Source organism: Hymenobacter sp. (assembly GCF_031398885.1).
Taxonomy (GTDB): Bacteria; Bacteroidota; Bacteroidia; order Cytophagales; family Hymenobacteraceae; genus Hymenobacter.
The window spans coordinates 1-21379 of the sequence record NZ_JANNOD010000096.1 but is presented as its reverse complement, the minus strand read 5'-3'; the positions used below and the strand labels follow the sequence as shown (position 1 = coordinate 21379).

The window sequence follows — 21379 nt, the reverse complement described above, 5'->3', positions numbered from 1 at the left end:
ATTCGTTGCAAGCAAAAGGGCCCCGCTCTTGATGGAACGGGGCCCTTTTGCCTGGCTTGCTGAGGTTCGCCTCAGGTGGTAGTGCCGGTGGTGGTGGTACCAGTGGTGGTGCCCGACGTCGTGCCGCTGGTGGTGCCCGTCGTAGTACCCGTGGTGGTACCGCTGGTGGTACCGGTCGTAGTAGTGCCCGTGGTGGTGCCGGTCGTCGTCGTTCCTGTGGTGGTGCCGGTAGTGGTCGAGCCCGAAGTGCTGCCCGAAGTGCTGCCGCTGGTGGAGCCAGCGTTTTCGGACGTGGTGCAAGCGCTGAAAATGGCGAGCGACGTGCACAAGGCAACGGCTGTGAGCCCGGAGAGCAATTTGCTTTTCATAGAAAGAGGGGGAAATGTGAAAGAAAGAATGGTAGCCAACGGCTCCCTGGCTATACGAGCGTTTACGGCGCGATTTACCCGTATTTCACTTCGGTAAATACTTATTTTCAGCCTTATTTCTTCGCTACTGGCTGCTCCTGGCCCGGCAGTTCGCAGTCGCACAGCACCTGGCGCTCGGGTTTGGCAGTCTGATAGTCGGGCAACGACACCTCCTTCATGTACACCACTGACAAGTGCCGCAACGACGGATGGCGGGGGTTTTCGTGCCAGATGCGCAGCAGGTAGTTGCAGTAGTAAGGCCGCATCCAGGCGTTGCTCACGAACAGGTAGTTCTCGGAATACTTCCGCCACCGGTCGTTTTTGAACAGCGCCACCACCGAGGCGGGCTTGGCGTAGCCCACGGGCGCACCGTCCCGGTTCAGGTCGAGCTGGCGGCCGTCGGCGGCGGTGCCTTCGAGGATGTACCAGCCGTCGTCTTTGAACACGGTGGGCGCGAACATGCCCCAGTGCTGGTCGACGCGAAACAGGTAGCCAAACCAGCGCATCGGGGCCGACATCAGCCCGCCGGCCGGCCGCAGCACGGCCACGTCGTCGAGGTTCCACCAGCACACGTAGGCCAGCACCACGGCCACGAAGGTTTCGCGGACGGCCCGCCGCAGTTGCCGGCCGCCGGCCGAAGGCTCCCCCGTGCGCTCCAGGCGCAGGCGCCACGGCACTTGCCAGGCGGGCAGCCGGGGCCGCCAGCGCTGGGCCCGCGCGGCGTGCGGCACCACCCGGCGCGTGAGCCAGTCGAGGGCCACCGGCGGCAGCAGCCCCAGCACCGAGGCCATGTTCACCAGGAAAAACAGCCCCACGTACAGCGTCAGGCTGATGCCGAGGTGGAAACCCAGCAGCAGCACGCCCACTACCAGCAGCCGCCACCGCGCCACGCCCACCGGCAAAAAGAGCGCGAAGGGCAGCAGCAGCTCAGTGTAGTAGGACGCAAACGTGAGAAACCGCAGCAAACCCGGGTACGGGTAAAGCAGGCGCCCCCCGGGCAGCAGCACCTGGTCGAGGCTGAAGGCGTAGTAGAGCGCCGTGCCGTCGCGGGTCCACTCGACGCCGTTTTTGAGCAGGGCCGTGCACCAGTACAGCAGGGCCAGCTGCACCACGTAGGCCACGGTGGCCGCGCTGAAGTAGTCGAGCCGCGCCGGCGCCGGCCGGGCCCGCGCATCCCAGGACCACACCCGGCCCCAGGGCAGAAAAATACCCCAGAACAGCAGCATCCGCAGCAAGTCGTCGCCGCCCTGGCTGATGAGGGGGTTGCGGTTTTGCAGCGACACCAGCAGCACCCAGGAAGCCACCGTGGCCAGCCGCGTGTGGTAGCCCGCCAGCAGCGCCGCGGCCAGCCCCGCCGCCACGGCAAACAGCCCGGCCTGCGCCTGCCACAACCCGCTGGCGGCATGCAGCGAAAACTGGTAGGGCGTCCAGGCGTGTTCGAGCAGGGCGGGTAGCGGCAGCACGCCCATGTTGGCGTAGAGGGCTTCCAGGTCGGTGCTGCGGATGGCCAGGTCCAGTAGCACGACAATTGCCGTGGCCATGCGCAGCAGCGCCAGGGCCCGCAAGTCGAGCACAAACGGCCGCCGCAACACTCCCCAAAAACCAGTACTCTGCTCGGTCATAGGTTCGTCGAAGGCACTTGTCAGATGGCGCGCACGGCAACCGGCGGCGCGCGCTGCCCCTCGCATCGTCGTTCGTTGTTGCGCGTGGGCGAGAGTCCGCGCGATGCGTAAATACCTGGGCGCACTGCCCAAGCGGCCGTTTGCCCAAGCGCGCCCGCCCTACAGACGCATTTTTACGGCTCGTTGTTCGCGCCAGCCGCTGTTTTACTGCTCGGCAACTAGGGGCAAAGCGGCGTCCGTCCGGCGGGGGCGGGGCCAACAACCCCCATTTCCGCCGCCGGCTACAACGTAACAAGGCGAAAAGGAAGCCACCGAGTGACTTGCCTTTTCGCCTTGCAAAAATTGAGAAACAGACCCGCCTAGCGCGTGGTGGAGCCCGGGGAAGTGGCGCCCGAGGTGCTCATGCCGGAAGTGCTGGTGCCTTCGCCCGTGGTAGTGGCGCCCGGGGAGGTGGCGCCCGAGGTGCTCATGCCGGAAGTGCTGGTGCCTTCGCCCGCAGTGGTGGAGCCCGACGTCACGCCGGTTGTCGAGCCCGACCGGTCCGTGTTGTCCATGGCGCCGGTGTTGTCCATGGCACCCGTGCCCGCTGAGTCGGCACCCATGCCGCCCTCGGTGCCCGAGCCCGTGGCATCGGTCGTGGTGCTGGTTTTGCTTTCGCAAGCTCCGAGCAGCGTGGTACCCAGCACCAGCGCAGCCAGGTATAGAGAAGGTTTTTTAGTAAACATCGGTTAGGAAAGGTTGGTTGGAAAGCTATACGGAAGATTCTGAGGGTACAACCAACGAATAAACCCGTATTTTTTTTCTGTATAACTACGTAGCCGGAGCCTCCAACCATGGGCTGCTTCCCTCGCGGGGGCAACCAGCCGCTCCAGCCCCCCGGCTCCGGGAGCTGCGGCCGAACCCACCGGCCGCCGGTGCGTTAGCTACCCCGCGCGGCTCCAACCCGCCCTCCTGCCATGCCCGATTCTGCCCCCGACACCATATTATTCGACGGCGTTTGCAACCTCTGCAACGGCTTCGTGCAGTTCGTCATCCGCCACGACTCCGAGGGCCGCTTCCGCTTTGCCGCCCTGCAAAGCGACGCCGCCCGCACCCTGCTGGCGACGCACGGCGTAGCGCCCGCCGACCTGACCGCCGAGCCCGATTCGGTGCTGCTGCTCAGCGGGGGGCGCGTTTATTCCCACTCCACGGCCGTGCTGCGCATTGCCCGCGGCCTGGGGGGCGTGTGGCGCCTGGCGGGCGTGGGCGGGGTGCTGCCCCGGACTTGGCGCGATGCCCTCTACCGCTTCGTGGCCCGCCACCGCTACCGCTGGTTTGGGCGCCGGGAAAGCTGCATGCTGCCCACCCCGGCCCTCAAAGCGCGGTTCTTGTAACGCGGTTCCAGGCTTCAGTGGGCCCCCGCTCGTAGCCGCCATCCGACGCGGCCGACTCAACTTCCCAGGACGGGCCCTATCCGGGGCAGTAGGGCGGGCCCTAGTTCGCTCCCAAGCACGAAGCCCAACGAGAAGGAAGCCGAACCACCATGGAACGGCTCTGGGCAGCGACCTAGCGGGCTCTGCGTCGGAGTACTTCTTCTGAGATGTGCAGCGCGTAGCTGAACTGCGCGCTTCGCCGCCGGCCATTCCGAGCAACGCATTATTATTTGGTGATGCCCGAATTTTTTATTTTAGGACGGAGCGGGCAAAAAACTGTTCGGTGGTGGGAAGTTTTGATTGAAGTAGTATCCTGTTAATAATTATTTTAACTGATTAGCTGACATACCGGTAGCTGACGACCAGATAGCGGCATTCGGTACGAGTCATTTGAAGTTTCTTAGCGGCTCAATTTCCAATAAATTACGCGGGCTGGGCCCCGCACCTCACCAGTGGTCAACTAGTCAGCGCCCCGGACAGCCGCCGGCTGATGAGGCCATGACTGACCCAGGAGCCCGGCAGGCAACGCCCGGATTTATCACCGCACTCCTCGTTCAGCAGTTATGAGCACTCTTTTCCGTCTGGTTTTATTAATCTGCTTCTTCCTGGTAATGGCCCGGCCGGGTTCGGGCCAGCCGGCCCCGCCGCTGTGGCAGCCCGCCGCGCCACCCGCCGCGCGCGGCGCGGACGGCAAGCCCGAACCCGGCCAATGGTTTACCCTCGACGCGGCGCAGCTGGCCGCCCGCCTGGCCCCGGCACCCCCCGAAACCCGGCCCGCCGACGCCGTGACGCTGGAGCTGCCCTACCCCGACGGCACCCTGCACCGCTTCGCCGTGACGCAAGTGCCGGTGATGGCCCCGGCCCTGGCCGCGCGGTTTCCCCAAATTAAAACCTACGCCGGCCGCGCCCTCGACGACCCCGCCACCACGGCCCGGCTCGAAACCTCGCCCGCCGGCCTGCACGCCCAGGTGCTTGCGCCCGGCGGCCCGTTCAGCGTGGTGGCGGACCCCACGGCTCCGCGCCGCTACCACAGCCGCCTCGACGCGCCCGGCGACTTTGAGTGCCTGACGGAGCAGTTGCCCGGAACGACGGGGCGCCCCACGGGCGGCACGCCCCCGTTGGCCCCGGCCCCTTACGGCACTCAGCTCCGAACCTTGCGCCTGGCCATGGCCGCCACCGGCGAGTACGTGCAACGACTAGGCGGCGGCACCGTGGCGGGCACGTTGGAGGCCATGGTAATCTTGGTCAGCTCCGTGAACACGGTATACGAACGGGACCTGGCCCTGCGCCTGGTCCTCGTAGCCAACAATGACCGGCTCATTTACCTGGACCCCGCCACCGACCCCTACGTCAGCAGTGACCCCACCTCCGATAACAATGACCCCACTGTGCTCTTAAACGCCAATCAAGGCGTGGTCGTCGGGGTCCTGGGCGCGGGTAGCTTCGACTTGGGCCACGTGCTGGGCTACCGCGGCGGCGGGTACTCGGGCATTGCCGGCATCGGGGCCGTGTGCTCCGCCACCCGGGCGGCGCGGGGCTCGTCCACGGGTTCTTCGGCCGAGCTAATGGCCACGGTACTGACTCATGAAATTGGTCACCAGCTGGGCTCGGGCCACACCTTCAACGGCGACCAAGGCAATTGCGGCAGTAACAACCGCAGCCCCGACCTGGCTTACGAGCCGGGCGCCGGCAACACCATTATGTCGTATGACAGCCGCTGCGACCCCGATGACGTGGGCGGCGCCATCCGCTACTTTCACGCCGGCAGCCTCAGCGCCATCGTGGCCCGGCTGACCTGCGGCTCCTTCACGCCCACCGGTAACCGCGCGCCCATCATCACGGTGCCGCCCAGCACCTACACCATTCCCATCGGAACGCCTTTCACTCTGGCCGGTACCGGCACCGACCCCGACGGCAACGCTCTGACCTACTCCTGGGAACAGCTGGACCGCGGCGACGCCTCCGGCCTGGCGGGCGCGGCCATCGACGTTAGCGGGCCGCCGCTATTTCGCAGCTTCGCGCCGGTACCCAGCCCGGTGCGCACCTTCCCGATGCTACTGGCGGTGCTGAGCAACTCGGCTTCGCTGGGGGAAATTCTGCCGCTGGTGCCGCGCGCCCTCAACTTCCGCCTCACGGCCCGCGACGGGCTCGGCGGCGTGGCCGGAGCCAACGTAGCATTGGCCGTGGCTGCCGCCGGGCCGTTCGCCGTTACGGCGCCTGCGGCCGCCTTCACGGCCGCGCCCGGCAGCACTTACCCCCTGACCTGGAGCGTGCTGGGCACCGACCAGGCCCCGGTGAGCTGCGCCAACGTGCAGGTTCTCTTCTCCACCGACGGCGGCCTCACCTTTCCCACCGTGCTACTGGCCAGCACCCCCAACGACGGCGCCGCCCCGGTACAGCTACCCAACCTGAACACCACCCAGGGCCGCCTCAAAATTCAGGCCCTCGACAACGTGTTCTTCGCCGTCAACAACGCCAACATCACCCTGGCCGGCGCGCCCCCGCTGCCCGTCGAACTCACGGCTTTCGCGGCCGAAGCCCGTCTTGCCACGGCCCACCTGACCTGGACCACGGCGTCGGAGCGGAACAACGCCGGCTTCGCCGTCGAAGCCTCTTCGGACGGCACCGCCTTCCGGCGGGTGGGCTGGGTGGCCGGGCAGGGCACTAGCTCCCGCGCCAGTACCTATCAGTTCGACGACGCCCTGGCGGCCTACCCCGGCCCGACCGTGTACTACCGCCTGCGCCAGACCGACAACAACGGCACCGAGAACTTCTCCCCGGTGCGGACCGTGGCCGTGCCCACCGGCCTGGCCACCCAGCTGCGGGTGTGGCCCAGCCCGGCGCGCGGAACCGTCTCGGTCGCCGGCCTCGCCCCCGGCCAAGCGGTGCAGCTGTTCGACCTCACGGGCCGGGTGCTACTCACCGCCGCGCTGCCCGCCAGCGGCCCCCTCCAACTGGTGCTGCCCGCCAGCCTCACGCCCGGCATCTACGTGGTGCGCGGCGCCGGCCAGTCCCGCCGGCTGGTGGTGGAATGACGCTGCGGCCTGACGCTGCGCTTAATGAAGAATGAGGAATGAGCGAGACGAACGTCCTGCTGAGCTTGCTGGAGCATCTCGCGCAGGGAAGTAACCCGTTGAGTTTACACCGGTGCCCCAGCCGCCACGCGAGATGCTTCGGCTGCGTGGACGCCGGATGAGCAGAACGTTCATTTCGCTCATTCCTCATTCCCCATTAAGCGTAGCGTCTCCGCCCGCCGGCATTCGGCTTCGTACACCCGCCGGCCCAGCTCCTGGAGGAAAGGGAAGCCGATGGTGTCGTACTCGTACTTATCATCGTTGAGCACCCCGTCGGCGTTGACGTAAACCACGGCGCTGAGCAGGAATTCCACCCCTTTCTCGGCGTCCACGATGTAGGCATTATCGATGAGGAAGCCGTAGGCCTGGCCCATTTTGTTGAACACGCGCACGCCCGGTGGGAGCGGCGCGGTGCCGCCCCCGCCCAGCAAAAACTTGGCGTAGGTGTCCGGGTACTGCGCCACGGGGTAGCGCGGGTGCGCGCTTTCGCGGGGCAGCTGCGCAAGCGCCTCGCGCAGCAGGGCGTAGTCGGCGGGGGCGAGGCGCAGGCGCCGGGCGGGCGGCGTGGCCTCGGGGAACAGCACGGCCCGGAGCAGACGCTGCAAGTCCGGCAGGGAAAACGCGTTTTTCTGGCTGAAATCCAACGGACCCGGCACCCGCTGGTCGCCCTTCACGTAAGCTTGCCCGATGCCTTCGCCCCGCAGGGCCACGCGGGGCCAGGGGCCGGGATAAAAGCCGGCCGGCTGGCGGTACAGCGGCTGCCGGGCGGCCGAGTCGGCGTAGAAGGCCACGGGGTTGGTGTGGCGGCTGGCCGGCTCCTGGTCGCCCACCGCGAGGCGGTGCAGCAGGCGGCTGCGGCACAGGCCCAGCCGGCCCAGGCCCGCGTTCAGCGCCGCCGGCCCCACGAACTCGTAGAGCCGGTTGAAGGCGTCGTTGTCGCTCACGAGCAGCGCCTTGCGCACGTAGTGGGCCACGCTGGGCCGCCCGTTGGCGGCGGCGGTGTCGCGCCACGCCCGGGTCTGGCCCGCGAAGGCGGAATCCGTCAGCATCACGGCTTCGGGCGTGAGGCCGGGCACCTGCGCGCTCAGCGCCCGCAGCTTCTCCAGGGCCAGGGCGGCGGCGGCCAGCTTCACGGCGCTGGCCGGGTAGAAGTACTCGCGGGGCCGCAAACGGTAGCCGTAGCTGCGGAAGCGCGGCCGGCCCGCCGCGTCGCGCCGGATGCGGGTGTACAGAATTTGCAGGCGGTAGGCGGCGGGGCGGGCCAGCACCCGGGCCAGGCCCGCGGTGTCGTGCCGCAGCACCCGGCGCAAGGGGTTGGCAAAGGCCTGGGCCGTGGCTGCCCGGGGCAGCGCCAGTAGTCCCAAAATCACCAGCGCCCCCCACGCCGCCCGCTGCAAATAGGCCATGCGCCAAATATAAAGTGGTTTCGGCCGCGGGCACGGGCTGCTCACAACCAGCTTTTGCCGTCGGAAAAACAATGGCATTGTGGTGATTAATATCAGTTTTTAACTATATTTGAAATATCAAATTGTTTTTTGGCCTTTGCAGCGCGGGAAACCGCCTGAGACTACCCTGTCTTCCACATTCACATTTTTTAATTTGTCATGAAATCATTCTTTTCCTCACTGCTGGCCTTACTAGCCGGTGCTTGCATGATGACGGCCGCGCCGGCCCGGGCCCAAACACTCCCCAACGGCAACCTCGATACGTGGGTAACCCGCAACGGCGTGGAAGCGCCCGCCGACTGGTCGACTACGGACGAAATCTTTCCCAGCTCGCCCCCCCTTAATTCGGTCACCAAGACCAGCGTGGCCCAGAGCGGGCCATTCGCGGCTCAGCTCCAGACCCAGAATGTTGCTGGGACAGCGATACCCGCGATTCTTTTCCTGGGCCAGTTGCTGCAGGGAGCAGGGATTGCCTCCCCTGGCCTTCCGTTCACGGCCCGGCCGACCAGCATTCAGTTCTACTACCAGCTCAGCGGTGCTCAGGCCGTGACCGACGCGCCGTCCCTGTCGGTGTTGCTGACCCGCCGGGTGAACGGCAATGAGGTTGCCATTGCCGGGGCCAGCTACGTCTTCACGGCACCAGCCGCGAGCTACACCCTGGTCACGGTGCCCTTGCAATATCTTTCGACGATGGCCCCCGACTCCATCTCGGTATTTTTCATCTCGGGTTTGAGCCCCGTGGTCACCGCCGGCACCACGCTGCGCATCGACAACATTTCCTTCAGCGGCACGGGCACGGCCACCCGCGACGCGGCCCTGAACGCGGCCGTCGGCGTGGTCCCCAACCCCAGCCCCGACGGGCGCTACACCATCAGCGCCCCCACCGAGCCGGCCCTGCTGTCGGCCTCCCTGGTCGTGCTCGACGCCACCGGCCGCATCGTGCACCGCGAGGGCGCCGCACCACGGGCCGCGGCCACCCGCACCCTCGACCTGAGCGGCCTGCCCCCGGGCATTTACACGCTCCAGCTCTTCACCCCCCGCGGCCTGGTCACCCGCAAGCTGGTGCGGTAGGCGCCGGCCCCCGACGCGGCGGGACACGAACAAAAAAGGCGCCTTACCGGGCGCCTTTTTTTTTGCCCGCATTCTGAGAAATGCCGCGAATGCCCGCCCCGGCGTTGCCAGCGCCCGCCACACCATCGGCTGCGGACCAGCCGTGCCGTAACCATCAACCGGCTGGCGACTGCTTACTTTACGCCGCCCACGCAACCTTTTCCGCCGGTGAGCCATCCGTGGTTCAGATTGGCACATGTGGCCGGCTCCATTTATTTTTTCGCTTCATTTTTTCAGCTACTCATGGAAATAGTTCTTCGCTTTCTGCTGGCCGCCGTGGCTGGCACCAGCTTGCTGGGCGCGGCCCAGGCCCAAACCTTTTCAAACAGCACCCTTGACACATGGGCGACCCGCACCACCGCGGTGAGCACCGGCGTGGACGCGCCAACCAACTGGCTGACCACCGACGACCTTTTAGCCGAGGAAATTGGACAGCGGCTTCCCTTCAGCACCGGCACCGTCACGAAAGCACCCACCGCCCGCACCGGCCCTTTTGCCGCCCAGTTGCAAACGCAAAGCTTGGGGGGCGAAGTTATTCCGGGCATTCTGCTGCTGGGGGCTTCTTATAACAACGGCAACGGCGGCACTCCGTTCACGGGCCGGCCCGCCAACCTGCAGTTTTACTACCAGCTCAGCGGGGCACGGGCCGTGGCCGACTCGGCGGCGGCGGTGGTGCAGTTCACCCGCCGGGTGGGTGGCGCCTCCGTAGTGGTGGCCGAGGCCTTGTACTTTTTCCCGGCTCTGGCAACTACTTACACCCTGGCCACCGTACCCCTGACCTATACCTCCGGGCTGGCGCCCGACTCGCTTTTTCTTGCCTTTGTGTCGGGCTCCGTCGAAAACTCTACTGCTGGCACCACGCTCACCGTTGACGACATCGCCTTCACCGGCACCGTCACGGCCACCCGCGACGCGGCCCTGGCCGCCGCCATCGGCGTGGCCCCTAACCCCAGCCCCGACGGGCGCTACACCATCAGCGCCGCCGAGCCGACCCTGCTGGCGGCTTCTCTGGTCGTGCTCGACGCCACCGGCCGCGTGGTGCGCCGCGAAGAGGCCCCGCCCCGGGCCGCGGCCACCCGCGCGCTCGACCTGAGCGGCTTGCCCGCGGGCCTCTATACCGTGCAGCTCTTCACCCCGCGCGGCGTGGTCACCCGCAAGCTGAGCCGCTAGCGCAGCGGCGGTCCGCGCCGGCACTTGGCCGGCGTGCGCCCCGGCCCGCCGGTGAAAGCGCGCCGCCGGCCCGGCGCAACGCCCCCGGCCGGCCGCCGAACGGCCGGAAAGACCTTGCGCTGACCGTTCTGGGCCTCCCGCTGACTGCTCTGGGGGAGCCGCCGCGCGGGCAAAGGCGGCGGCGGGACGTTCGGGGGCGCGGGGGGCGCGTTCGGCCAGGCCGGCGGGTTGTTCGTTGGGGCCCGCCGGGCGTTGGGAAGGACCGGCGGAGGGCTCGGGTCGACTTCTTGGAAATTCCAGTACATTCGGCGCACCTCCGGCCACGGTTGGGGCTAATTGTCTATCCCAGTACCCTTTCACACCCGTTACCGATGCGCCAAACCCAACCCGTTGCCCTGTTCACCATGCCCCAGAGCGAGCTGATTAAGGTCGGCTTCGACAAACACCAGTACCTCGTGCGCGACGCCGCCGACCTGGCCCCGCGCGGCGTGGATGCCGCGCGCCTGGCCGCCTTCGAGAAGCTGCGCCAGGACTTCGAGCTCCTGCCCACCGACATCGAGCTCGACGCCGCCAAGCAAAACGCCACCCTGGCCAAAGAAAAGGCGCAGGTTCAGGCCGAGACGCAGTTGCAGGCCATCATGGGCATTGTGGGCACGGTGCACGACCCGCGCTCGGCCAGCTACAAGATGTTTGGGAGCGCGGGCCTGGCCAATGGCCCCGAGGCCGAGCTTTACGTGGGCTTGCTGCGGGTGGTGCGCGTGGGCCGCGCCCACTTGGCCGACTACGCCGCCAAGGGCCTCACCCCCGCCATGCTGGATGCCCTGGCTGCTTCGGCCGCCGAGTTTCTGGAGCGGCTGGGCCAGCAGCAGGACGCCGAAACCGCCCGGGGCCGCGCCGCCGACGCCCGCATCCTGGCCGCCAATGCCCTCTACACCGAACTCATCGACCTCTGCGCCGTGGGCAAGGCCCTTTACGCCACCACCGACGCCCGCAAGTACCAGGACTACGTGGTTATGGACACGCCCGCGCCGGTGGCGGCCCCGGTGGTGCCCAAAGCGTAGCTTTTGGAGCGATTGGAAGAAAACAGGGCGCCCCGTGGGGCGCCCTGTTTTGGTTTTGATGCCTGTTGAAGACCTATTTGTTTACCTCGGTGGTTTTACCGGCTGTTACCTGCACCGACCAACTATTGTTGTTGCCAACAACAAATACGTAATTACCAGCATTTAAATCCTTGATTTCGACGGCGGCGTCACCGGAGGAGGCGTTAGGTGCCAGCGCGGGTAGAACCCCAACGCGCAGTGGCGTTGCAAAGCGACCTGAACTAGTCCAGACCGGTTCAGTGAACAGCGAGTAAGTTGTGCCGCTTAGGTTCGAACTGTATTTAAAACGCAGCACTAAGTTGCCCGTTTGAGGTACTACCTCTTCCTTCTTACAAGCGGATGCCGCCATTAGTAGAAACACTAGTACAGTCAGGTTACGCAAAAAACTCATGGCAGTAGCGAAGGTTGGATGGTGGGGCGAATATAGAAAATCAATTTTTAGTAATCTGAGACCACTTCGTCAAAAAAGTTAAAAGCATTTGTTCCGCTCCAGGGAGCAAGCAAATCTTCCACCCCAATGAGATGCGGTGGCCCACGTTGTGTTCGGCGAGGAGGGTGCAGCGCAGGTCCAATTCACTCGGAGGCCCGTCGACGCATAATCAAATTCCGGCTGGCGCGCGTCTCCAGACGCAGGCATGGCACGAAACCAACGCGTTGTTCAACGTTCGAGCCCGAGGCTCGGGTCCAGTGGGCAGCGCGTCGGAGACGCGCGCCAGCCGGAAACTTCGACTCGTAAACCGGTTTCTTAAACTTGCCCCGCACAACAAGCACAACTTGGCCAGCGGATGCCGGCAGATTCTTACCGTTCACCGAAAGGAGCCATTTATTCCCTGGTTACTTATTTTGCGGAAATGAGACACTTCCTGAACGCACTCGTCCTGCTCGGCTGGCTCGCCTTCCCGGCCGTGGCGCAGACGACACCCAACTTGCGGCTCAAACACGAGTTAGATAGCCTTTACGAGGTGGACCAGCGCTACCGAACCATGCTGTTCAGTCCAAGGCTAAACCGCAACCCAGATTCGCTGGCCGCCGCGCTCGGCGTTTCGAAGGAAGGACTTAACAGTGCCATCATGGGCCAGATGATACGAACCGATGCTACGAACCTGACGCGCGTACAAGCCATTTTGAAACAGTATGGCTACCCAGGTAAATCGCTAGTAGGTGCACCTACCAATGAGGCCGCATGGAGTGTAATTCAGCACGCACCAGCGCTCATCCCACAGTACTTGCCGATGATGAAGACGGCTGCTGAAACAGGGGAGTTGCCCTTTTCTCGCTACGCCACGATGCTGGACCGTCAGCTCGTGTTCGAAAACAAAGAACAACTCTACGGTACGCAGGCTCAGAATTACAATAATAAGGAGTGGTTCATCTGGCCTATTCAGAATCCAGCGCAAGTAAATCAACGTCGCAAGCAAGCTGGATTTAAAACTACGGTTGAGGAAAACGCAGCTAGGTTAGGTACTTCTTATAAAGTGTTAACCTTAGAGGATGTAGCTAAAATGCCCAAATAGCAATCTCCCTGCCGCCATCTGAACCAGCCCGCCGTGCCGCGAATGTAAGTTCAGCGAAACGGTAGAATTGATGGGCATTAGCCTCTTTAGCAACAAACGCTCCCGCAAGCACCTGCACGCCGCGCTCACCTAAGAGCACGGCTGCCCCGAAGGGCTTCGAGCAATCCTCTTTATTGCCACGGCGGTGCAACTAAGTACCACACCAACCGGTCAGGGACCCAGGAAGCGGTGGCCTGCTGCCCTCGCCTGTGTTCACCTTCAACCGTCGTACCCCGATGCAAAAACTATTTCCCTCTCTGCTCAGCTGCCTGCTGCTGACGCTGTTTTCCTGCGCCCGCACCGACGAGCCGCAGCCCGACACCGCGTACTATGACGCCTTCACCCCGCGGCTGGTGTCCCGCGCCGTGCTCGAGGCGTCGGTGCAGGCCCTGCCGCCCCGGGCCCTGCACGCCGCCGGCAAAATTTACCTGCAAGGCCAGTATTTGTTTGTCAACGAGCCCTACGAGGGCATCCACGTCATCGACAACCGCGACCCGGCGCAGCCTCGGCCGGTGAGTTTCTTGCGCATTCCCGGCAACATCGACATGGCCCTGAAAGGCCGCCTGCTCTACGCCGACAACGGCCCCGACCTGGTCACCATCGACGTGAGCGACCCCGGGGCAGCCGTGGTAAAAAGCCGCGTGCGCGACGCTTTCCGGGAGCTGCCCATGCCTGAATGGGGACCGTTGGCCCCGTCGGCCACGTCCGATAACCGCCCGGCGAATACCGTGGTCGTGGGCTGGAAGAAGATGAAAGTAGCCTATCCCGCCGGCAGAAACGGCGGCGGTTGGGGTTGGGGGGGGTGGGACCAGCGCCTGGCATTCGCCAACACGTCGTCGGTGAGCCCGGGCGCCGCGGGCCGGGGGGGCTCGCTGGCGCGGTTCGCGGTGCTGGGCGAACACCTCTACACCGTCGACACCAACAGCCTGCGCCTGTTCAGTCTGGCCAATCCGACCACGCCCACTGCGGGTCCCAAGCTGGACTTGGCGTTTGGCGTCGAAACTATTTTCCCGAAAGACCATTACCTGTTCTTGGGCACCCAGCGCGGCATGTACATCTTCGACGTGGCCCAGGCCGCGGCGCCGCGGCAGGTCGCCTACTACCAGCACGTCGTGAGCTGCGACCCGGTGGTGGTCGACGACCAGTACGCCTACGTGACGCTGCGCGCGGGCCAAAGCTGCGGCGGCGGCGTCAACCAACTCCAAGTCATTGACCTTCGCACCCTGAGCGCGCCGCGCCTGGCCAAGTCCTACCCCATGACCGGCCCCCGCGGCCTGGGCGTCGACGGCCAGACGCTTTTTGTGTGCGACAAGGACGGCCTCAAGGTGTTCAACACCGCGCAGGCGCCCACGCTGACGCAGACGCAGGTGTTCCCCGTGGAGGTGTTTGATGTGATTCCGAACGATGGCACGCTGCTGGCCATTGGCGCCGCCGGCCTCTACCAATACGCGTACACCGGCACCACGCTCCAACCGCTGAGCCTGCTGCCCGTCACGCCGCTACCATGAAGCCCATCGTTTCTTTCGCGGGGCGTCGCGCTTGGCGGCTGGCCGCGGCGGGGCTACTCTTCGCCGGGCGCGCCCACGGACAGGAGGCACCCGTCGGCCGGGCGCTGGTGGTGAAGGTGCTGCCGCAGTACCTGGTTATGAGCGGGCTGTGGCTGGAGGTAGAATACCGGGCCAAACCGCATGCGCAACAGGGTTTTACCCTCACGCCGCAGCTGTATGCGGGGCCGGTGGGGCTCACCACCGGCCTCACCTCTGACGCCCAGGCGCGGCCGCCGGACCTGGCCGATGCGCGGGTGCGCGGCGCGGGCCTGCACGTGCAGCACCGCCGCTACCTGCGGCCGGCGGCCGCCGCTTACGCCGCCGGCCTGTACGCCAGCTACGGGCTCACCTTCCAGCATTTCAAAGTTTCGCACGATGCACCGGGCTGGCAGGAGCTGCGCGACCCCACCGGCCTGCCCTATTTCGAGTATACAAATGCGCGCCACACCGAAGCGATTAACCGCTACGGCGCCATCGTGCAAGTGGGCTACCAGCTTCCCCTCACCCCAAAGCGCTTCTCGCTCGATGTATACGTCGGGGCCGGCTGGCGCACCGGCCAAAGCCGGAAGCACGGCGCTGAGGTAGTGAGCCAGTACACGACCGGCCCCTCTGACTACGGGCACCAGGGTTTTCATTTCCCGACCGGCTTTAAGCTGGGCGTGGCACTGTAAGTAGAGCGGTCCAGCTAGGAATAGAAGGATACCTTCGGCTTCCACCCCGAATCTCCACTGCATGGTACTGATGAAGTTTGCCGTCACCGTTTTGGCTGGTAGCTTGCTATGTGCTGCCTTGGTCTGCTGCGGGCAGTAGAAATAAGCAGGGGGAAGCCTACGCCCGGCAACAAGTTCAGCGAGTAACCGAAACGTCCCCGCCAGCGCCGTTTCCCAAGCCCCTGCTCACCACCAAAGCCCAGGCCATTGCCGTCGTGGAGCCGCAGCTGTTCCCCATCTACGGGAAAGAGAATGTTACCAACCAGCGGCCTTATGAAGCGTATTTCGTCAACGGCTTCTGGTACGTCGCAGGCACGCTTCCCCACCACACGGTTGGTGGAACGTTTGAAATCATCGTGGAGGCTCAAAACGGCCGCGTATGGAAGCTAACCCACGGTAAGTAACCGTTCAAGAAAACGGTGAAATTCCTACCCTTTAGCAACTGCCGTCGCCGCGGGCAGCGCCAGCGCCACCCGCACCTCGCCGAAGCCCACGCCTACCACGGGGCTGGGCAGCGTCAGCCCCGTTTCTAAGGTGGCTTCAGCGGCTTGGGCGGCGGCGCCATCTACTGAAACCCACTGGGTTCGCGTCTCCAGACGCGGGCGGGTCGCGAAGCTGCGGAGAAACTTCTTAAATATTACTTTTTCAGAAACTGTGTCTTAAGCCTGCCGGTCTCGAAAAACTCAAGAACCTCGCCATTCACACCCATTTGTTCGCGCATGAGATTCACTCCCCAAACTGTGCTATCACCCATCAATAAATAGAACCTACGTCCTTGCGTTTTTATTCTCACACCTTCTTTAAATGGACCATGTTGGTTGAAACTTATACCACTAGTACCGATTAATCGAACATTCTTCTCTGAGAAGCTCTCACGCGAAAGCTCGACAAGCACTTTTCCATTCAAAATGGATTGCGGCTCGTCATCGGAAAAGTATTCTTTAAATACTCTGACACTACCACCACCGCTTGTTCTTAATTGTTGATTTACCTGTTTCAATTCCGCTAATTCAGCTGATATTTTGTTCGATGCGAATGTTTGAACTTGAAATCTGTGCAGGTAGACGAGGCCCACCACACTCAGTAAAGCGGCAATTCCATAAGTAAATCCTACTGGAGCGTTGAATTTGAACAGCTTCGTTTCGATGGTAGAATCAGACCTATGCTGGCCCAAACTATTTAGAGAAACAATTATAGAGTATAGCCCACTGAAGAAAAAAAACGCCCCCACGAAAGTTACAAAAATTGAGGGTTCAGTGCTTGACTCCATGATAATTAAATAGGTAAGACACAACGATACAAAAGAGGCCTAATTTGAATGACAAAGTTTTTTTTGAAAAACTTAAGCAACCGGAGCAACCGACGCCGCCCCCGGCAGCGCCAGCGTCACCCGCACTTCCCCAAAGCCCACGCCTACCTCCACACTCGGTAGCGTTAGCCCCGTTTCCAGGGTGGCTTCGGCAGCTTGCGCGGCGGCGCCGTCTACTGAAACCGTCCCTACGGCCCCGGGCAGGCCGTGCAGCACCACGCGGTAGGTGGCGTAGCTGGGGGCGTAGTCGCCTTCGATGGTTTGGGAGAGGCGCAGCTCGGTGGCGGAGCCGGCGACGATGAAGCGGCGCACGGTGCGCTGGCCGTCCTGGTAGGCGTAGCCTTCGCCGCCGTCGTCGTAGTGCACGCTGGCGGCAGTGCCGTTTTTGTAGTACACGTGCAGGGTGAGTTCCTCAATGGCTTTTTCGCCCACGTATTGCAGCACGGGCTGCATGGGCAGCACGGCCCCGGCTTTCACGAAGAGCGGGATGCGGCTGAGGTCGGCGGCGGCCCACACCTCGGAGCCGCCGGCGGTGGGGGCGTCGGTCCAGTAGTAGTACCAGTCGCCGCGGGGCAGGTACATCCAGCGGCCCTCGGCGCCGGGCTGGGTGATGGGGCACACCAGCAGGTGGTCGCCGAGGCCGAACTCGGCCATGCGCAGGTAGGTTTCGGTGTCGTTCTGGTCGAGGAAGGGGAGCGGGCGCAGCATGGGCGTACCGGCCGTGGCGTACTGCCAGAAGGCGGTGTACACGTAGGGCAGCAGCCGGTAGCGCAGCTCGATGAAGGCGCGGACGTGGCCGGTGTAGGGCTCGCCGAAGCTCCAGGGCTCCTGGTCGCCGTGGTCGCCGGAGGAGTGGGTGCGGAAGAACGGGTGGAAGGCGCCCAGCGCAATCCAGCGGGCGTAAAGCTCGCCGGTGGGCGTATCGACGAACCCGCCGATGTCGGAGCCGATGAAGCTGAAGCCCGAGATGCTCAGGCGCTGGCACTGGATGTTGGCCAGCCAGAGGTGTTCCCAGGAGGCGATGTTGTCGCCGGTCCAGCCCGAGGAATAGCGCTGGCCGCCGCTGTAGGTGCTGCGCGTGATGGTGAACGGCCGGTTGGGGTAGCTGAACTGCTTCATGCCCTGGGCCGTGGCGCGGGCCATTTGCATGCCGTAAATGTTGTGGGCCTTCTGGTGGGAGGCGGAGTGGCCGTCGTAGTGGAAGCGCACGTCGGGCGGGAAGGTGCCCTTCTCGAACACGGCCGGCTCGTTCATGTCGTTCCACACGCCCCGCACGCCGACGTCCTGCACCAGCTCCTTGAACAGGCCGGCCCACCACTCGCGCACGGCGGGGTGGGTGAAGTCGGGAAAGTTGCACAGGCCGGGCCACACCGAGCCCTTCATGAGCGGGCCGTCGGCGCGGCGGCAGAAGTAGTCGCCCGCCAAGCCTTCCCGGTACACCGCGTAGTCGGGGTCAATCTTGATGCCCGGGTCGATGATGACGATGGTTTTGAAGCCGTCGGCGGCCAGCTCCCGCACCAGGCGCTGGGGCTCGGGGAAGTGCTGCGGGCTCCAGGTGAAGCAGCGGTAGCCGTCCATGTAGTCGATGTCGAGGTAGAGCGCGTCGCAGGGAATCTGGCGCTCGCGCAGGCCGCGGGCAATTTCCTGCACGTTGCTCTCCGGGAAGTAGCTCCACTTGCACTGGTGGTAGCCCAGGGTCCAGAGCGGGGGCAGCTCGGGCGGGCAGGTGAGCAGGGTGTAGTCCTGGGTCACCTCCATGAGCGTGGGGCCGTAGATGAAGTAGTAGTTCAGCTCGCCGCCCTGGGCCCAGAAGCTGGTGACGTCGGCCCGCTCGGCGGCAAAGTCGAAGTTGGCCTTGAAGGTGTTGTCGAAGAAAATGCCGTGGGCAATTTTCTGGTGCAGCACGTGGTAGAACGGGATGTTCTTGTAGAGCGGGTCGGAGCCCTTCACGTAGCCGTAGGTGTCGGAGCCCCAGTTGGTGAAGCGCTTGCCGCGCAGGTTCATGTTGTCGGGCTTGTCGCCGAGGCCGTAGTAGTGCACGCCGGCGGGCACCTGCTTGCTCATCTTCACGATGTCGTTGCCGCTGTCGTAGTCGTACTCCCAGTGGAAGCCCTTCTCGTCGTCGCTCAGGATGGAGCCGGAGCGGTCCAGCACCCGGGCCTTCAGGCTGTCTTTCTGAATGATGCAGATGAGGCGGGCGGTGGTGAGGCGGTAGTGGTCGGGCTTCTCGCGGAACTCCAGCTGCTCGGGGGCCGGCAGGGGGCGGGCGTCGGCGGGCACGGCGTAGGAAAAGTCGGGCAGCAGCGGCCCGTCGGTGAGGTAGCGGAAGCGCAGGACTTTGTCGCTGAGCACGTGCAGGGCCAGGCGCACCCCGTTTTGGCAGGTGAAGAGGAATAAATTATTGTCGAGGACCTCGGCTCGGAGCACCGGGCCGGGGTATTGCTCCCGGTGGCTTTGGGCCGCCAGGTCGTTCACCATGTAGTTATTTTCCTGAATCGTGGTGTCCATAAACTTCTTCTGAGCAAAAGGCCAAGGCCGCTAAAATATCGGGCAAAAAAAGACCGGCCAGGCCGGTTGCGCGGGTGCTGCGCGGGGAATAAGTACGCAAGTTACTTTTTTCCGGGCCGGCCGAAAAGGTTTTTTGTTAACGATGTGGCCCGGCTGGCGTAGCATTGAGAATAGTTTGGCCGCCGCGCCGCCGCGAGCGCCGCCCCCGGCCGGCTTTTGCCCCCTCCCCCCGCTCCCATGACCCCGCCCGAATTTTCTGTGCTGCTGCTGGCCTGGGACGACGCCGACCCTGGCGTGGCCGTGCTCGGCGGCGCGGCCCTGCCCCCCACCCTGGCGCTGGTGTACCGCCTGGCGGCCCAGCAGCCCGTGCTGGCCGTGTACCCGCACCTGCCCGCCGAAGCAGCAACGGCCCCCGCGGCGGAAAATGGCACCCCCGCCGCCGGCCAGCCCGCGTCCCCCGGTTCCGGCCCGGCAGCCACGAACCCGGCGGCGGCGGCCACGCCCGGCGTGCGCGTGCTGCCGGGCGCGGCTGCTCCCAAGAACACCAAGGGCCCGGCAGTTCCCCGGCAATTGTCCCGCATGGTGGGCCTCGACGACCTGGCCGCCAGCAGTCCGCTGCTAGCAGCAACTTCGGGGCTGCGGGCGGGGGTATCAGCCACACCACCGGCCGCTCCCGCTCGCAGCCAATGGCCCGCCGGCACCGGCGAGCCCACGCCCGGCCAGTGGCCGGTGCCCGCCGCCCCTTACGTTGGCGCCAGTGCCGACGAGCGGCTACCGGCGCCGGCCGCTCAGCCTGATTCATCGCGCCGTTCGGAGTCCGGGCCACGGGCCGCCGCGGGGCTGCCGTTGGCCCCTGCCCGCCCCGTTCCTGCCTCCGGCGCTTACGTGGCCACCCGGCTGCGCCCCACCGAGCACCCGCTGGCCGGCGACCTGAACTTCGACCCCGACCCGGAATTGCCCACCCCGCAAGTGCCCCCGGTCTTTGATGAAGTAGTGGAGGAGCCCGGCCCGGCCGAAGCCCTGGCCCTCCTGGCCCCCGAAGACGACCTGACGCCCAATGCCGCCCCGGCGCGCGCGCCCAAGGCCAACGCAGCCAACGCCTCTGCCCCGCAGCCTGTAGTTGCGATGCCCGCGCTCGATGGGTTGAATTTTCGGATGATTCAGTACGCCCGCCGCGCCGCCCAGCTGGTGCGGGGCCGCAGTGATTTCGGGGTGATTTACGCGCCCAACTGGCCGGCATGGCTGGCGGCGCTCGAAATTCGCAACCGCACTGGGCAGCCCCTGGTACTGTACGCGGCCGGCCTCGCGGCCGACTTCAGCAGCCCCGCCGAGCGTGGCTGGCTGCTGGAAGTGGAGCGGATGACCCTGCGCCGCGCCCATCTGATTGTGGTGCCGAGCGAAGACGTGCGCCGCCGAATGCAGCAGCAGTACGGCGCCACGATTGGGGCAATACGCGTGGTGGCCGCTGCGGACGAGGACGCCCTGCGGCGCGTGCTGGGCGAAGCAGCGGCGGGTCGGGCCGCTTGCTAAACTTGACGCCAGCCCAGCCGCGGCGGCCAGGATGCCCCGGCCGGGTCCGGGGCATCCTGGCCGCCGTGCCGCCCGCTGGCTTCGACACGGTGGTGCTCATTGCGCGGCGGCGCAGCTTCCGGGGCGAGCTGTTTCACCGCGGCGTCACGGCCCGGGAGCGGCTGCGCAGCGCTATGCCCGTGCTGCCGGCCCAGGAATAAGGCCCACACGCTGGGCGAAATGGTCCCGGGCGACGCGGTGGCTTAGCTTTGTGCGGAAGAATCCTTCCCGATACCCGCCAACCATCAGCTTCCCCATGCCGCCCGAACACGAATTTGAAGCCGTTTTGGAAGCGGGCGACGGAGATGGCGGTGTGTTTGTGGTCGTGCCCTTTGCGGTGGCCGACGTGTACGGCACCCGCGGCCGGGTGCCGGTGCAGGCCACTTTCGACGGCTACCCCTACCAGGGCAGCGTGGTTCCGCTCGGCGACGGGCACCACGGCCTGCACCTGCTCAAGCAAATCCGCCGGGCCATCGACAAAACGGTGGGCGATACGGTGCGCGTGACCTTGTCGCGCACCGTGACGGAGCGCAAGATGGCAGCTCCCGCCGACCTGGCCGAGCAGCTGGCCGCCAATGCCCCGGCCGCGGCCTACTTCGCCCAGTTGGCCTACCCCCACCAGCGCGAGTACGTGCGCTGGCTCGCAGGCGCCAAGAAGCCCGAGGCCCGCGCCCGCCGCCTCGGCGAGATTGTGGCAATGCTGGCCCAGGGCCGCAAGCGCGGGTAGCGGCGGCCTCGTCATCGAGCGCCCGCCTTCTGTGGGGGGACCTCACCCCCGGCCCCTCTCCCGCGGAGAGGGGAGCCTGTTCCGCATCGTTGAACGCACCCCTCTCCGCGGGAGAG

Annotated in this window: 19 protein-coding genes; 12 read left to right on the top strand and 7 right to left on the bottom strand. The window is 65.2% G+C overall.

All coding sequences use genetic code 11. The features are described from left to right. Positions 1-71: 71 nt before the first annotated feature. The 3 genes from RMO51_RS18185 to RMO51_RS18175 all read right to left on the bottom strand — a co-directional run bounded on the left by RMO51_RS18185 (position 72) and on the right by RMO51_RS18175 (position 2754). Entirely contained in the window at positions 72-368 is a 297-nt protein-coding gene (locus RMO51_RS18185) for a hypothetical protein (RefSeq protein ID WP_310397034.1), read from the bottom strand. Between the two features lie 113 nt (positions 369-481). Next, the gene (locus RMO51_RS18180; protein WP_310397032.1) at positions 482-2029 is read right to left on the bottom strand and encodes a hypothetical protein; all 1548 of its coding nucleotides are present in this window, start codon (positions 2027-2029) and stop codon (positions 482-484) included. A gap of 359 nt (positions 2030-2388) precedes the next feature. Then, complete coding sequence (locus RMO51_RS18175; RefSeq protein ID WP_310397029.1) at positions 2389-2754, bottom strand: hypothetical protein; 366 nt, start codon at positions 2752-2754, stop codon at positions 2389-2391. Between the two features lie 231 nt (positions 2755-2985). Between RMO51_RS18175 and RMO51_RS18170 the strand changes: the two genes are divergently transcribed. Next, on the top strand, positions 2986-3402 hold the full coding sequence (locus tag RMO51_RS18170; protein ID WP_310397027.1) for a thiol-disulfide oxidoreductase DCC family protein: 417 nt from the start codon (positions 2986-2988) through the stop codon (positions 3400-3402). A gap of 650 nt (positions 3403-4052) precedes the next feature. Continuing rightward, positions 4053-6476 (top strand): reprolysin-like metallopeptidase, encoded by a 2424-nt coding sequence (locus tag RMO51_RS18165; RefSeq protein WP_310397025.1) that lies wholly within the window; start codon positions 4053-4055, stop codon positions 6474-6476. 179 nt (positions 6477-6655) lie between these two features. Here the strand turns inward: RMO51_RS18165 and RMO51_RS18160 are convergent, their stop codons facing one another. Further along, complete coding sequence (locus tag RMO51_RS18160) at positions 6656-7921, bottom strand: serine hydrolase (RefSeq protein WP_310397023.1); 1266 nt, start codon at positions 7919-7921, stop codon at positions 6656-6658. 198 nt (positions 7922-8119) lie between these two features. Here RMO51_RS18160 and RMO51_RS18155 point away from each other — a divergent pair, with 198 nt between their 5' ends. The 3 genes from RMO51_RS18155 (at position 8120) to RMO51_RS18145 (ending at position 11301) form a co-directional block, all read left to right on the top strand. Further along, positions 8120-9031, top strand: coding sequence for a T9SS type A sorting domain-containing protein (locus tag RMO51_RS18155; RefSeq protein ID WP_310397021.1), 912 nt, complete (start codon positions 8120-8122; stop codon positions 9029-9031). A gap of 282 nt (positions 9032-9313) precedes the next feature. Then, positions 9314-10240, top strand: coding sequence for a T9SS type A sorting domain-containing protein (locus RMO51_RS18150; RefSeq protein WP_310397019.1), 927 nt, complete (start codon positions 9314-9316; stop codon positions 10238-10240). Positions 10241-10611: 371 nt separating this feature from the next. Then, entirely contained in the window at positions 10612-11301 is a 690-nt protein-coding gene (locus RMO51_RS18145; protein WP_310397017.1) for a hypothetical protein, read from the top strand. A 73-nt stretch (positions 11302-11374) separates the two neighbouring features. Here RMO51_RS18145 and RMO51_RS18140 read toward each other — a convergent pair whose 3' ends face one another. Continuing rightward, positions 11375-11731, bottom strand: coding sequence for a hypothetical protein (locus tag RMO51_RS18140; protein WP_310397016.1), 357 nt, complete (start codon positions 11729-11731; stop codon positions 11375-11377). A 460-nt stretch (positions 11732-12191) separates the two neighbouring features. Here RMO51_RS18140 and RMO51_RS18135 point away from each other — a divergent pair, with 460 nt between their 5' ends. The 4 genes from RMO51_RS18135 (at position 12192) to RMO51_RS18120 (ending at position 15554) form a co-directional block, all read left to right on the top strand. Next, positions 12192-12854, top strand: a complete 663-nt coding sequence (locus RMO51_RS18135) for a DUF6624 domain-containing protein (RefSeq protein ID WP_310397014.1) — start codon at positions 12192-12194, stop codon at positions 12852-12854. Positions 12855-13129: 275 nt separating this feature from the next. Next, the gene (locus tag RMO51_RS18130) at positions 13130-14401 is read left to right on the top strand and encodes a hypothetical protein (protein ID WP_310397011.1); all 1272 of its coding nucleotides are present in this window, start codon (positions 13130-13132) and stop codon (positions 14399-14401) included. Continuing rightward, positions 14398-15111 (top strand): hypothetical protein, encoded by a 714-nt coding sequence (locus RMO51_RS18125; RefSeq protein ID WP_310397008.1) that lies wholly within the window; start codon positions 14398-14400, stop codon positions 15109-15111. The genes RMO51_RS18130 and RMO51_RS18125 overlap by 4 nt, the downstream gene beginning before the upstream one ends. A 77-nt stretch (positions 15112-15188) precedes the next feature. Next, positions 15189-15554 (top strand): NTF2 fold immunity protein, encoded by a 366-nt coding sequence (locus RMO51_RS18120; RefSeq protein WP_310397006.1) that lies wholly within the window; start codon positions 15189-15191, stop codon positions 15552-15554. A 233-nt stretch (positions 15555-15787) separates the two neighbouring features. Here RMO51_RS18120 and RMO51_RS18115 read toward each other — a convergent pair whose 3' ends face one another. Next, positions 15788-16420 (bottom strand): hypothetical protein, encoded by a 633-nt coding sequence (locus RMO51_RS18115; RefSeq protein ID WP_310397004.1) that lies wholly within the window; start codon positions 16418-16420, stop codon positions 15788-15790. Between the two features lie 72 nt (positions 16421-16492). Next, complete coding sequence (locus tag RMO51_RS18110) at positions 16493-18967, bottom strand: glycoside hydrolase family 31 protein (RefSeq protein WP_310396999.1); 2475 nt, start codon at positions 18965-18967, stop codon at positions 16493-16495. Between the two features lie 237 nt (positions 18968-19204). Between RMO51_RS18110 and RMO51_RS18105 the strand changes: the two genes are divergently transcribed. The 3 genes from RMO51_RS18105 (at position 19205) to RMO51_RS18095 (ending at position 21263) form a co-directional block, all read left to right on the top strand. Next, positions 19205-20497, top strand: coding sequence for a glycosyltransferase (locus RMO51_RS18105; protein WP_310396998.1), 1293 nt, complete (start codon positions 19205-19207; stop codon positions 20495-20497). Positions 20498-20499: 2 nt separating this feature from the next. Beyond that, positions 20500-20697: a hypothetical protein gene (locus RMO51_RS18100; protein WP_310396996.1), complete on the top strand. Its 198-nt coding sequence runs from the start codon at positions 20500-20502 to the stop codon at positions 20695-20697. Positions 20698-20792: 95 nt separating this feature from the next. Beyond that, entirely contained in the window at positions 20793-21263 is a 471-nt protein-coding gene (locus RMO51_RS18095; protein ID WP_310396994.1) for a YdeI/OmpD-associated family protein, read from the top strand. Positions 21264-21379 lie beyond the last annotated feature (116 nt).

Coding starts and splice junctions, on each gene's coding strand:
- RMO51_RS18175 (WP_310397029.1), bottom strand. CDS start 2,754: ATGTTTACTAAAAAACCTTCTCTATACCTGGCTGCGCTGGTGCTGGGT.
- RMO51_RS18155 (WP_310397021.1), top strand. CDS start 8,120: ATGAAATCATTCTTTTCCTCACTGCTGGCCTTACTAGCCGGTGCTTGC.
- RMO51_RS18170 (WP_310397027.1), top strand. CDS start 2,986: ATGCCCGATTCTGCCCCCGACACCATATTATTCGACGGCGTTTGCAAC.
- RMO51_RS18160 (WP_310397023.1), bottom strand. CDS start 7,921: ATGGCCTATTTGCAGCGGGCGGCGTGGGGGGCGCTGGTGATTTTGGGA.
- RMO51_RS18185 (WP_310397034.1), bottom strand. CDS start 368: ATGAAAAGCAAATTGCTCTCCGGGCTCACAGCCGTTGCCTTGTGCACG.
- RMO51_RS18165 (WP_310397025.1), top strand. CDS start 4,053: ATGGCCCGGCCGGGTTCGGGCCAGCCGGCCCCGCCGCTGTGGCAGCCC.
- RMO51_RS18125 (WP_310397008.1), top strand. CDS start 14,398: ATGAAGCCCATCGTTTCTTTCGCGGGGCGTCGCGCTTGGCGGCTGGCC.
- RMO51_RS18150 (WP_310397019.1), top strand. CDS start 9,314: ATGGAAATAGTTCTTCGCTTTCTGCTGGCCGCCGTGGCTGGCACCAGC.
- RMO51_RS18130 (WP_310397011.1), top strand. CDS start 13,130: ATGCAAAAACTATTTCCCTCTCTGCTCAGCTGCCTGCTGCTGACGCTG.
- RMO51_RS18140 (WP_310397016.1), bottom strand. CDS start 11,731: ATGAGTTTTTTGCGTAACCTGACTGTACTAGTGTTTCTACTAATGGCG.
- RMO51_RS18105 (WP_310396998.1), top strand. CDS start 19,205: ATGACCCCGCCCGAATTTTCTGTGCTGCTGCTGGCCTGGGACGACGCC.
- RMO51_RS18110 (WP_310396999.1), bottom strand. CDS start 18,967: ATGGACACCACGATTCAGGAAAATAACTACATGGTGAACGACCTGGCG.
- RMO51_RS18145 (WP_310397017.1), top strand. CDS start 10,612: ATGCGCCAAACCCAACCCGTTGCCCTGTTCACCATGCCCCAGAGCGAG.
- RMO51_RS18180 (WP_310397032.1), bottom strand. CDS start 2,029: ATGACCGAGCAGAGTACTGGTTTTTGGGGAGTGTTGCGGCGGCCGTTT.
- RMO51_RS18095 (WP_310396994.1), top strand. CDS start 20,793: ATGCCGCCCGAACACGAATTTGAAGCCGTTTTGGAAGCGGGCGACGGA.
- RMO51_RS18115 (WP_310397004.1), bottom strand. CDS start 16,420: ATGGAGTCAAGCACTGAACCCTCAATTTTTGTAACTTTCGTGGGGGCG.
- RMO51_RS18135 (WP_310397014.1), top strand. CDS start 12,192: ATGAGACACTTCCTGAACGCACTCGTCCTGCTCGGCTGGCTCGCCTTC.